This is a genomic window from Herbiconiux solani NBRC 106740, assembly GCF_001571005.1.
Classification (GTDB): Bacteria; Actinomycetota; Actinomycetes; order Actinomycetales; family Microbacteriaceae; genus Herbiconiux; species Herbiconiux solani.
In genome coordinates, this window is record NZ_BCST01000001.1 from 261,696 (window position 1) to 273,876 (window position 12,181).

Below are 12,181 nucleotides of genomic sequence, written 5' to 3' on the forward strand. Positions count from 1 at the left end.
GCCGCCCATGCCTCCGAAGAGACTCATCATCCGCCTCGTCGGCGCAGGTGCGGCGATCGCCACGGCCTTCGCCCTGTCCGGCTGCTCCACGATCATGCCGCTCTTCGGCATCCAGCCGACGCCGGGCGCCGCCAACTCCTCGACCACGACCACGACGAGCGAGGAGCCCGCCGCGACCACCGACGCCGGCCTCCAGTTCGCCTCGGTCTTCACCGACATGGGCTCGGTGCACCCGACGGTCGACATCGCGAACAAGCTCCAGCTGAAGCTCGACGTCTGGACCGAGCAGAAGACGCACGACTGGACCCCGATGGCCGACAAGCGGTTCTCCTTCGTCATCGGCGTCTACGACAACACCGTCTCGGCCGAGGCCCCGTTCGACCAGAAGCGGCGCGTGTACATGTCGAACATCTCGGTCACGGCCAAGACCACCACCACCTCCGGCGCGGTTCAGACGGCGTACTCGCTGAACACCGACCCGCTGAAGGTGACCCTCGACCCCGAGGCCCTGCGATCCGATCAGGGCCTCGGTCTCCTCATCACCTCGCCCAAGGGCGGGTTCCAGCTGGAGTCGCAGCAGATCGGCGTGCTGAGCGACGACACCCAGGGCGTGATGCTCGACTTCGCGTTCCAGGTGTCGTACGAGAACAGCCCGCTCTCGAACACGTACACGACGCAGGTCGTGCACCAGTACGTGCCGATCGCCATCTTCTCCGAAGCCGTCGCCGCCGCGAGCACCCCGACCCCGACGGCGACCCCCACCCCCATTCCGGTGGGATAGCACCACAGCAGCAGTACCGGCGAGCCCCGTCCTCCGCACCAGAGGGCGGGGCTTCGTCGTCCTGCCTGTGCGTGGTACCGGTGGTGGGACTCGAACCCACATGCCCTCACGGACAGCGCATTTTGAGTGCGCCGCGTCTGCCATTCCGCCACACCGGCCTGCTACGAGCGAGGTCCAGAATACCGTAGGGTTGAAACGTGACTGACCAAGAACCAACGACAGCAGCGCCCCGCCGTGTAGTGGTGGCGGAGGACGAGTCCCTGATCCGCCTCGACATCGTCGAGATCCTGCGCGACAACGGGTTCGACGTCGTGGGTGAGGCCGGAGACGGCGAGACCGCGGTCGCCCTCGCGACCGAGCTGCGGCCCGACCTCGTGATCATGGACGTCAAGATGCCTCAGCTCGACGGGATCTCCGCGGCCGAGCGCCTCTCGAAGGACCACATCGCCCCCGTCGTGCTGCTCACCGCCTTCAGCCAGAAGGAGCTCGTCGAACGGGCCACCGAGGCCGGCGCGCTCGCCTACGTCGTGAAGCCCTTCACCCCGAACGACCTGCTGCCCGCGATCGAGATCGCCCTCTCGCGCTACGCCCAGATCATCACCCTCGAGACCGAGGTCGCCGACCTCGTCGAGCGCTTCGAGACCCGCAAGCTCGTCGACCGGGCCAAGGGCCTGCTGAACGAGAAGATGGGCCTCACCGAGCCCGAGGCGTTCCGCTGGATCCAGAAGGCCTCGATGGACCGGCGTCTGACCATGCACGACGTCGCCCAGGCGATCATCGAGCAGCTCAGCCCGAAGAAGTAACAGGAGCTCTTCTCCGTCGCCGCTGTTGCGGCCCGGAGCTACTTCTGCTCGAAGACCTGGCCCGGCCGTCGGTCCTTGATGATGTTCGTGATGCGGACCGTCGAGAGCCGGCGGCCGTTCTCGTCGTCGATCTCGATCTGGTGGGTCGCGAGGCTCCGCCCGAGGTGGATCGCCGTGCAGGTGCCGGTCACCCAGCCCTCGGTCGCCGAGCCGGAGTGGCTGGCGTTGATCTCGATGCCCATGGCGACCTTGCCCGGGCCCGCGTGCAGGTTGGCCGCGGTCGAGCCGAGGCTCTCCGCCAGCACGACGTAGGCTCCGCCGTGCACGAGACCGAGGGGCTGCGTGTTGCCCTCGACCGGCATCCGCGCGACCGATCGCTCGGCGCTGAGCTCGAGGAACTGGATGCCCATCCGCTCGGCCAGCGCACCGATCCCGCGGTAGCCGAAGACGGCCATCACGTCGACCGGGAGGACGTCGTCGGGGGTGGGATGCGCATCCGTCATCGTCGTGATCCTGAACTCTGAGGGGGTGTCGGAGGCCGTGTGTAGGCTTGCCGTGTGCCGGACAATCAACAGCCTACCCTCCTCGTCATCGACGGTCATTCGCTCGCATTCCGGGCCTTCTACGCCCTTCCCGTCGACAGTTTCTCGACCCGGGACGGGCAGCACACGAACGCGATCCACGGCTTCATCGCGATGCTCGTCAACCTGCTGAAGGCCGAGAAGCCCACCCATCTCGCCGTCGCGTTCGACATCTCCCGCCACTCGTTCCGCACCCGTGAGTACCCGGAGTACAAGGGCACCCGCGGCGAGACGCCGGCGGAGTTCATCGGCCAGGTCCCGCTCCTGCAAGAGGCGCTTCACGCGCTCGGCATCGTGACGATCGAGAAGGAGGACTACGAGGCCGACGACATCCTCGCCACCCTCGCCAAGAAGGGGGTCGAGGAGGGCTACCGCGTGCTCGTCGTCTCCGGCGACCGGGATGCGATCCAGCTCGTCAACGACGACGTCACGCTGCTCTACCCGTCGCGGCAGGGCGTCTCCGACCTCACCCGCTACGACGGCGCGAAGGTCTTCGAGCGCTACGGCATCCGGCCCGAGCAGTACCCCGAGGTGGCGGCGCTGGTCGGCGAGACCAGCGACAACCTCCCCGGCGTACCCAAGGTCGGCGAGAAGACGGCCGTCAAGTGGCTGAACCAGTACGGCTCGCTCGACGCGATCCTCGAGCACCGCGACGAGATCCCCGGCGTCGTCGGCAACAACCTCCGCGAGCACGCCGAGAACGTCGTCCGCAACCGCAAGCTCAACCGCCTGCTGACCGACGTCGACCTTCCGGTCGGGCCCGCCGACTTGGAGCGCCGGCCCGCCGACGAGCAGCAGATCCGCGACGTCTTCGCGCGTCTGGAGTTCCGCACCCTGCTCGACCGCGTGCTGAAGCTCGAGGGCATCGCGGGCGACTCCGAGGTCGGTCAGGCCGCCGCGGCGGCCGCCGCCGAGAAGGCCGAGAACGCACCGACGCCGGTCACCCTGCTCGACGAGGAGCTGGCGGGCTGGCTGGCCCGCCACGGCTCGACCGGTGAGGCGATCTCGGTCCAGATCGAGACCATCGACGGCTACCCGATCGCGATCGGCCTCGCGACCCAGCACGAGACCGTCTTCCTACCCTGGACGACGGGGAGCCGCGACTACGCCCCGTTCGAGGAGTGGCTGGCCGGCCCGGCGCCGAAGATCTTCTTCGAGGCCAAGCGCCAGGTGAAGGCGCTGCGGAACGCGGGGCTCGCGGTCGACGGCGTCTCGTTCGACCCGGTGATCGCGGCGTGGTTGCTGAAGCCGGATGCGAGTGCCGACCGCTCGCTCGCCCAGCTCGTCGACCGGCATCTGCTCGAGATCCTGCCGACGCCCGACCCCAACCAGCTCGTGCCCGACAGCGACACCGTCGTCGGGCCGGCGGAGGAAGCGTGGTACGCCTTCCGCGTGGCCCGCGCCCTCACTGCCCAGCTCGACGAGCGCACCCTGCGGGTGCTCACCGAGATCGAGATGCCCGTGCTGATGGTGCTGGCCGAGATGGAGCTCACGGGTGTCACCGTCAGCCACGACGAGCTGAGCGCGCTCTCGGCCGAGCTCGGCGAGTCGGCGTCGACCATCGCGACCGAGGCCTTCGGCATCATCGGGCGCGAGGTCAACCTCGGGTCGCCGAAGCAGATCCAGGAGGTGCTCTTCGATCAGCTCGACATGCCGAAGACCCGCGCCACCAAGACCGGGTACTCGACCGACGCGGGGGCCCTCGCCGACCTGCAGGCCTCGAACCCGCATCCGTTCCTCGGTCTGCTGCTCGCGCACCGGGATGCGACGAAGCTGCGTCAGATCATCGAGAGCGTCGACAAGGCGATCGCGCCCGACAAGCGGGTGCACACGACCTACGTGCAGACCGGCTCGTCGACCGGGCGCATCTCGTCGACCGACCCGAACCTGCAGAACATCCCGGTGCGCACCGAGGAGGGCCGCCGCATCCGGCAGGCGTTCCAGGTCGGGGAGGGCTACGAGACACTTCTGACCGCCGACTACTCGCAGATCGAGATGCGCATCATGGCGCACCTCTCGCGCGACCAGGGGCTGATCGACGCCTTCCACTCGGGCGAAGACCTGCACCGGTTCGTCGGCTCGCGCATCTTCTCGGTCGATCCCGAAGACGTGACGCCGAACATGCGCACCAAGGTCAAGGCGATGTCGTACGGCCTGGCCTACGGGCTCAGCGCCTTCGGGCTCTCGAAGCAGCTGCGCATCGAGACGGCCGAGGCCAAGCAGCTGATGAGCGACTACTTCGAGCGCTTCGGCGGCGTGCGCGACTACCTGCGCAACGTGGTCGTGCAGGCGAAGGTCGACGGCTATACCGAGACGATCTTCGGCCGCCGCCGCCCGTTCGCGAACCTCAACAGCACCAACCGCGTGCTGCGCGACAACGATGAGCGGGCCGCGCTGAACGCGCCGATCCAGGGCACGGCGGCCGACATCATCAAGATCGCGATGATCGACATCCTGGCCGACCTGCGCCGGCAGGAGCTGACGTCGAGGCTGCTGCTGCAGGTGCACGACGAGCTCGTGTTCGACGTGGCGCCGGGGGAGTGGGACGCGCTCGAGGCGATCGTCACGACCCGGATGAGCCGGGCCGCCGACCTCTCGGTGCCGCTCGAGGTGCAGGTCGGCCGCGGCCAGAACTGGAACGACGCGGCCCACTGACCCGGTCGCACCCACCCCACTTCGCCGAGAAGTCACTTTTACGTCCAAAACCCATGGGTTAGACGTAAAAGTGACTTCTCGGCGTTTTTAGAGGTCGTCGACGCCGGGGACCGCGGGGCCCGTGGTCCAGCGGAGGAGGGCCGCCACCGCGGCGCCCTCGGGCAGCGCCACCGGTTCGTCGTCCGAGCCGCGCTCCCGCGCGAAGAAGACCCGCGCATCCGTCACCAGGGCGGCCCGCACCAGCCCCAGCCGCGCCGGCACCGAGCCGAGGATGCCCGCGGTCAGCGCCTCTTCGGGCGCCGTCGCCACCCAGGGCGGTCCGTCCAGCGCCAGCACCTCCCGGTCGCCCAGCCGGGACTCGTCGATCAGCAGCGTCTCGACCTGGGCCGAGGCGAGCGCGTGCACGACCCCGCCCACGGTGAGCTCGGCACGGTTGTCGCCGCGGCCCTCGTGTTCGCGCACCAGCTCGGCGACGGCCTCCTCGTCGGCCCGGATGATCGCACCGATCTCCTCGTCGATGAACGCCTCCAGCCGGGAGCGGTCAGCTCCCTCGGCCTCCTGATCCGAGGCCTGCACGCGCACCACGCCCTGCGCCTCGGTGGAGAGCTCGTCGATCAGCAGCTGCCGGGCCCGGATGTCGCCGGTCACCACGATCAGACGCGGCCGGTAGCGCTGCACCAGCGAATCGATCGTGGTCGCGACCTCGGACTGCGTGCGGCGCCAGATCTCCTCGGCGTGGCGCTGGAAGTAGTCCTGCCGCCAGCCGCCCCCGCTCTTGGAGGCGTGGAGGGTGTCGGTGCGCCCCTGCTGCCTCGTCTTCTGGTCCGGCTCCGCCCGGCCGACCCGGCGGAGGGTGATGGTCGCGCCGTCGCGCGCGGTCTCGACCACAAGGTAGTGGAAGGAGTCGGCCGCGTGCTTGAGCAAGGGCACCAGGTCGGGGAGCGGACCATAGGTCACCGACTCCTGGTCGAGCGGCGTCGCGGTGATGAGGTCCTCCACGACGACCTCCCCGTCGCGCACGAGCGCGAAGGCCGTCACGGGGCTCGGCATCCCCTCGGCGCCGGCCAGGACGTCGATCACCGCATCGACGTCCTCCTGCGGAGCCCCGGCCCGACCGAGCATGTCGGCGATGGATCGCCGCCGCTCCTCGGCGGCCTGGGGCGGATCCCCGGTGTCGAGGGAGAGGTCGAAATAGACCGTCGAGTAGTCGCCCGGCTGCCGGTAGACGTCGGCGAGGGCACGGAGAAGAGGGGATGCGGTACTCATGCATCCATTCGGCACTCCTGCACGAGCCGCGGGAGGGGGTTGACACGCGCCGCGCTACTGGAAGTCGCGGGAGCGGGTCTTCGCGCTGAGCACGAGCGGCTCGAAGCGGTCGGCCACGAGGTTGATCACGCCCTCGGCGGTGCACTCCAGGATGCCGCGCACGATCAGGGCCGGAGCCTCCCGCGCGATCCGGCGGTACCGCTTCCAGACCCCGACGCTGCAGATGACGTTCAGGATGCCGGTCTCGTCCTCGATGTTGAGGAAAGTGATGCCGCTGGCCGTCGCCGGACGCTGCCGGTGCGTCACGACCCCGCCCACCTCCACGCGGCGACCGTTCTCGGCGACGGCGAGCTCGGCGAACGACAGCGCCCCGCGCATCCGCAGTTCGTCGCGGGCGTGGGCCAGGGGATGGTCGTCCGGCGAGACCCCGGTGGCCCACAGATCGTAGACGACCTGCTCCTCGGCCGAGAGCATCGGCAGTAGGGGCGGCTGCACCGAGACGAAGGTGCCCGGCAGGTACTCCGCGCGCTCCTGCGCGGCGTTGCCCGCCTCCCAGAGCGCCTCCCGCTTGGTCAGCCCGAACGACTCGAAGGCTCCGGCGGTCGCCAGCGCCTCCAGCTGCGGAGTGGTGAGCCCGACCCGGCGGGCCAGATCGGCCATGTCGAGGAAGGGGCCGTTCTCGTCGCGCTCGGCCACGATCCGGCCCGCCAGGGTGTCGCCGATCGAGGTGACCTCGGCCAGTCCCAGCCGCACGGCCAGGTGCCCGTCACGCCGGTGGGCGGCGGACTCGTCGGGGGCGGAACGGTCGAAGGTCTGCGGCACGGGCGGCGGCTCGTCGAGGCATCCGTCGCGGCCGGTCTCGGCCACCGGATGCGCGGGATCGGCGCCCAGCAGCAGGGGCTCGAGGCCCGAGTCGACCCCCGAGCGCGCGATGTCGGGCCGGCGCACCTCCACGCCGTGCCGCCGCGCATCCGCGGTCAGGGTCTGCGGCGAGTAGAAGCCCATCGGCTGCGCCCGCAGCAGCGCCGCCAGGAACGCCGCCGGGTAGTGCAACTTGAACCACGAGCTCGCGTAGACGAGCAGGGCGAAGCTCGTCGAGTGGCTCTCGGCGAAGCCGAAGTTCGCGAACGACTCGATCCTCCGGTAGATGTCGTCGGCGAGGTCGCCCGTGATCCCGTTGCCGGCCATGCCTTCGTAGAGCGTGGCGCGGAGCGAGGAGATCTTCTCCAGCCCGCGCTTGGAGCCCATCGCCCGCCGCAGCAGATCGGCGTCCTCGCCCGAGCAACCACCCACGGCCATCGCCATCTGCATCAGCTGTTCCTGGAACAGCGGCACGCCGAGGGTGCGCTCGAGCACGGGCTTGAGCTTCGGGTGCATGTAGGTGACCGGCTCGGTGCCGAGCTTGCGACGGATGTAGGGGTGCACGGCGCCGCCCTGGATCGGACCGGGGCGGATGAGCGCGATCTCGACCACCAGGTCGTAGAACTTCCGCGGCTGCAGGCGCGGGAGCGTGCCCATCTGGGCGCGGCTCTCGACCTGGAACACACCGATCGAGTCGGCGCGGCAGAGCATGTCGTAGACGCCCTCCTCCTCCTTCGGGATCGTGTCCAGGCTCCACCGGCGCCCGGTCGACGCCTCGACCAGGTCCATCGTCTGGCTGAGCGCGGTCAGCATCCCGAGCCCGAGCAGGTCGAACTTCACCAGGCCCATCCAGGCGCAGTCGTCCTTGTCCCACTGCAGCACCGTGCGGTCCTCCATTCGGGCGTTCTCGATCGGGCAGACCTCCCCGACCGGGCGGTCGGTGAGCACCATCCCGCCCGAGTGGATGCCGAGGTGCCGCGGGAACTTCAGCACCTCGGTGGCCAGCCCGATCACCTCGGCCGGGATGTCGTGGTCGTCGCTCTCGACCATCGGCCCCCAGCGCTCGATCTGCTTCGACCAGGCGTCCTGCTGCCCGGCGCTGTGCCCGAGGGCCTTGGCCATGTCACGCACCGCGAACTTGGGGCGGTACTGGATCACGTTCGCGACCTGCGCCGCGTTCCGCCTCCCGTACTTGGCGTAGACGTACTGGATCACCTCCTCCCGCCGGTCGGAGTCGAAGTCGACGTCGATGTCCGGCTCCTCGTCGCGCATGCTGGAGAGGAAGCGCTCGAACGGCAGGTCGCGGGCGATCGCGTCGACCGCGGTGATGCCGAGCAGGTAGCAGACCGCCGAGTTGGCCGCAGATCCCCGGCCCTGGCAGAGGATGCCCCGGCTCTTCGCCTCGCGCACGATGTCGTAGACGATCAGGAAGTAGCCCGGGAAGTCCTTCAGCTCGATCACGCCGAGCTCCTTCTCGATCCGCGCCAGGTCGTCGGCACTCGCGTTCGGGTACTTCACCGGCACCGCCTCGAGCACGAGGGAGCGCAACCACGACATCGGCGTGTGCCCCTCGGGCACCGTCTGGCGGGGCAGGCGCGGCTTGGCCATCCGCAGCGGGAACGCCAGTTCACGGGCCACCTCGACGGTGGTCTGGATCGCTCCCGGGTAGCGGGCGAAGCGGCGGGCCATCTCGGCACCCGAGCGCAGGTGGGCGGTGGGGGCGGCGGGCAGCCAGCCGTCGAGCTCGTCGAGGCTCCGCCGGGCGCGCACGGCCGCGATCGCCTGGGAGAGGCGGTGCTGACGCGGGGTCGCGTAATGCACGTTGCCGGTGGCGACCGAGCGCAGGCCGCGGCGCTCGGCGAGGATGTGCAGCACGTCGTTGCGGGTGCTGTCGAGCGGATCGCCGCGGTCGGTGAGCTCGACGAGCACGTTGTCGGCGCCGAACAGGGCGACGAGCCGGTCGATCTCCCGCAGCGCGCCCTCGGCCCCCTCGACCTCGAGCGCCTGCCTGACCTGGCCCTTGCGGCAGCCGGTGAGCACCATCAGCTCGCCCCGGGCCTCAGCGGCGAGCTCGTCGAGGTCGTAGAGCGGGCGGCCCTTCTCGGCCTCGGGGGCGAGCTGGGCCGAGGTGATCGCGCCGGCCAGCCGGTGGTAGCCCTCCTTGCGGCGGGCGAGCAGGAGCAGATGGGAGCCCTCGGGATCGGGCACCCCGTTCTGCGGCTTGCTGAGCTCCAGCGACAGCTCGGCGCCGAAGATCGTGCCGACCTCGTGCTTCTCGGCGGCCTCGGCGAACCGCACCACGCCGTAGAACCCGTCGTGGTCGGTGAGCGCCAGCGCCTCGAGCCTGAGTCTCGCCGCCTCCTCGATCAGGGACTCGGGGGAGGAGGCGCCGTCGAGGAAGCTGAAGTTGGAGTGCGCGTGCAGCTCGGCGTAGGGCACGACCGGCCCGGTCTCGGCCGGCTCGGCGAGACCCTCCGGGTCGTACGGGGCGCGTTTGGCCGACTCTGTGACGCCATCGCCGGGCGGCGGGCCGGGACGGGTACGCCCGGACAGCGCCTGCTCGAGCTCGGACCAGGGGATCGGCGGGTTGTTCCAGCCCATCAGCGGTCACCGCCCGGGCGGGGGTGCGGGTGAGGGGCGGGCAGGATGCGCGGCCGGTCCAGGATGCGCGGGGCGGCAGTGCGCGGCCGGTCGAGGATGCGCGGCTCAGTCATAGCGGGCCTCCGCCCACCAGAGACCCCGGTCGAGCGCGAGCAGCCAGGCCGTGCCGTCGGCGTCGACGATCTGCACCCGGTCGAACCGCCGAGCTGACCGTGCATCCCACCAGCGTTCCTCGGCGGGCCAGGGACCGGCCCAGGCGCGGAGGGCGCGCAGATCGCGATCGGAGAGCGTCTCGGAGAAGCGATCGGGGTCGCCCAGGAGTTCGCCCCGCTCGCCCAGGTCGACGAGGTCGCCGCCCGCGGTCACGAGCAGCACCGGCCGGCGGATCTCGAACACCGTCGTCGGCAGGGGCGGCGGCAGGCTCCCAGGCCACGGGGCGGCCGCCGCGGACGCCTTCACGGCCGCCGTAGCCGTCGCCTTCGTTGGCGTGGCTTTCCCCGTCGCCTTCGCTGCCGTCTTCGCTATCGCGGCCGCCCCCGACCCCGCCGCGGCCCGATCCCCCCAGGGCACCAGCACCTGGCGTTCGCGCGGCGACCGCCCTCCGCCGATGGAGGCGGTCAGCACCCCCTCGTGACCGACGATGCTCTGCACGCGGGCGAGTCCGTGGTGGATGCGCTCATCCGATCCGCTTCCCCACAACCCCGTCTCGTGGGCCGAGCTGTCGTCGACCGTCTCCGCGATCAGCCGCACCCGCTCGACCGGGGCCGAGAGCGCGCTCTCGATCGTGCTGCCGCCCTGCAGCTGCCAGCGCACCCGGTCGACCACGTCACCCGAGCTGAACCAGCGCGGATGCAGCCAGCTGCGCTCGCGCACCTCGCCCCGTTCGGTGCGGATCTCCACCACCAGCTCGGTGCAGACCAGCCGCGCGGCCATCAGCTCGTCCACGAACCGGTCGGCCGCGGCCCGGAGGCTGAACACGATCTGGTCGATGCGCTCCAGCGGCGGCTCGAAGGCGTTGAGGCTCTCCTTGACCTGGGGCGGGATGCGCGGCACAACCCGCTGCGGGTCGGCCCCGCCCGCCCGGGTGTGCGCCCGCGCGCCGGCCTCGCCGAACCGCGAACGCACGTCCTCGGCGGGCAGCGCCGCGAAGTCGCCGAGGGTGCGGATGCCGAGCCGCCAGAGCAGCAGGGCGAGCTCCTCCTCCTGCAGCAGCTCCAGCGGGAGGCCGGAGAGGAACTCGGCCGATCGCCCCTCGGGCACGATCCGGATGAGGTCGACCCCGGGAAGCCGGGCCGCTTGGTCGGCCGCGAACAGGCCGTCGGCCACGCCGACCCGCGCATCCGTCACGCCGAGCTCGGCGAAGCGCTCGAGGAAGGCCAGGGCAGCGGAGTGCTCGTCGCCGTAGAAGCGCGCGGGGCCCCGGGCTCGGAGGGCGCAGCTGCCGGCGCGCATCACCTGCACGTTCGGGCTCATCTCCTCCAGCGCCGAGATGAGCGGTTCGAAGGCACGGTTGACCTGCACGGGATCGTGCTCGAAGTCCCGCAGCTGCGGACAGCGAGCCTGAGCCTCGCGGATCCGCAGCCCACGGCGCACCCCTGCGGCACGCGCCGACTGGGAGCAGGCGTAGACCAGGCCCTTCTCGATCACCGCGATCGGTGCATCCGGTGTCAGCCCCTCGGCGGCGGCCGTGGCGAGCACCGGCCAGTCAGGGCACCACACCACCATGGTGCGGGTCGCCGGGCCCGGGGCGACCGCGCCGCTCCTGCTGCCGCCGGCCCTCATCCCGCCACCCCCTGGAGGAGCCGCTGACGGGTGCCGGAGCGCTCGTGGCGGCGCGCGTCGATCGACTCGTCGACGCCCGTGCCGGTGCCGGCGCCGGCACCTGCGCCGGTGCCGCCCGCGTTCGCGCCGCCCGTGCCCATGCCCGCGCCGCCGCCCATCCCGGCACCGCCGCCCGCGAGCTCGACCACCGGCCGGAACGCCTCCGACCCGTCCGGCAGCCACAGCCGCCCGCGCCGGGGCCGGCCCGATCCCGCCCGCGCCGTCACCGACACGGTCGCCTGCCGCCCGGCGAGGTAGCCGTGCCCGGATCCGATGCCCGCCCACGAGCTCTCGGTCACCCGCAGCGTCGCCTCGCTCTGCGGCCAGTCGCCAAGGACGATCAGGGTGGCGTCACGCTGCCGGATGCGCGCCTGCAGCCGGGCGACCGCCCCGTCCGAGACCCGGCCGGGCACCCGGGTGACCACCACGCCCACCACGTCGGCCATCGCCGCCGTGACGCTCAGCCATTCCTCGCCCGGATGCGGCACCAGGGCCAGCCGGTCGAGATCGATGCCGAAGCGCGACGCCGCCTCGATGCCGAAATCGGGCAGGCCGACGACCCCGCACCAGACGCCGTCGGCCGAGGGCCCGGCCATCAGCGCCATCAGCAGGGCGGTCGAGCTCTCGACCGAGTACGCCGAGCCGGCCCGCAGCGTCCCACCCGGCAACAGGGGCGCCAGAGCCGGATGCGTGCGGATCGCCCGGGTGTCGAGTTTGGTGGCCTGCATGGCCTGGATGCGGGACTGCAGCGCACGGATCTCCTCCGCCGCGGAGGCGGCGGGGGAGAGGCTGAGCGCGGCATCCGTCATGCC

General features: G+C 71.1%; 8 protein-coding genes and 1 tRNA gene. 3 read left to right on the plus strand and 6 right to left on the minus strand.

What is annotated here, in order from left to right; all coding sequences use genetic code 11:
• Window positions 1–7: 7 nt before the first annotated feature.
• Window positions 8–781 carry a hypothetical protein gene (locus tag HSO01S_RS01255; RefSeq protein WP_066038761.1) on the plus strand — a complete coding sequence of 258 codons (774 nt, stop codon included), beginning with the start codon at window positions 8–10 and terminating at the stop codon, window positions 779–781.
• A 72-nt stretch (window positions 782–853) separates the two neighbouring features.
• Here HSO01S_RS01255 and HSO01S_RS01260 read toward each other — a convergent pair.
• Window positions 854–939: transfer RNA gene (locus tag HSO01S_RS01260), tRNA-Leu, on the minus strand.
• A 39-nt stretch (window positions 940–978) separates the two neighbouring features.
• Here HSO01S_RS01260 and HSO01S_RS01265 point away from each other — a divergent pair.
• Window positions 979–1,584, plus strand: coding sequence for an ANTAR domain-containing response regulator (locus HSO01S_RS01265; protein WP_066038762.1), 606 nt, complete (start codon window positions 979–981; stop codon window positions 1,582–1,584).
• A 38-nt stretch (window positions 1,585–1,622) separates the two neighbouring features.
• Here the strand turns inward: HSO01S_RS01265 and HSO01S_RS01270 are convergent, their stop codons facing one another.
• The gene (locus tag HSO01S_RS01270) at window positions 1,623–2,039 is read right to left on the minus strand and encodes a PaaI family thioesterase (RefSeq protein WP_245635867.1); all 417 of its coding nucleotides are present in this window, start codon (window positions 2,037–2,039) and stop codon (window positions 1,623–1,625) included.
• Window positions 2,040–2,141: 102 nt separating this feature from the next.
• Between HSO01S_RS01270 and polA the strand changes: the two genes are divergently transcribed.
• Entirely contained in the window at window positions 2,142–4,820 is a 2,679-nt protein-coding gene (gene polA, locus HSO01S_RS01275; RefSeq protein WP_066038764.1) for a DNA polymerase I, read from the plus strand.
• A gap of 87 nt (window positions 4,821–4,907) precedes the next feature.
• Here the strand turns inward: polA and HSO01S_RS01280 are convergent, their stop codons facing one another.
• From HSO01S_RS01280 to imuA', 4 genes are all read right to left on the minus strand, one after another.
• Window positions 4,908–6,086, minus strand: a complete 1,179-nt coding sequence (locus HSO01S_RS01280) for a baeRF2 domain-containing protein (RefSeq protein ID WP_066038765.1) — start codon at window positions 6,084–6,086, stop codon at window positions 4,908–4,910.
• A 54-nt stretch (window positions 6,087–6,140) separates the two neighbouring features.
• Window positions 6,141–9,548: an error-prone DNA polymerase gene (locus tag HSO01S_RS01285; protein WP_066038766.1), complete on the minus strand. Its 3,408-nt coding sequence runs from the start codon at window positions 9,546–9,548 to the stop codon at window positions 6,141–6,143.
• Between the two features lie 105 nt (window positions 9,549–9,653).
• Window positions 9,654–11,330 carry a DNA polymerase Y family protein gene (locus HSO01S_RS01290; protein ID WP_066038767.1) on the minus strand — a complete coding sequence of 559 codons (1,677 nt, stop codon included), beginning with the start codon at window positions 11,328–11,330 and terminating at the stop codon, window positions 9,654–9,656.
• Entirely contained in the window at window positions 11,327–12,178 is an 852-nt protein-coding gene (gene imuA' / locus HSO01S_RS01295) for a DnaE2-dependent mutagenesis accessory factor ImuA' (RefSeq protein WP_174522959.1), read from the minus strand. The genes HSO01S_RS01290 and imuA' overlap by 4 nt, the downstream gene beginning before the upstream one ends.
• Window positions 12,179–12,181: the final 3 nt, after the last annotated feature.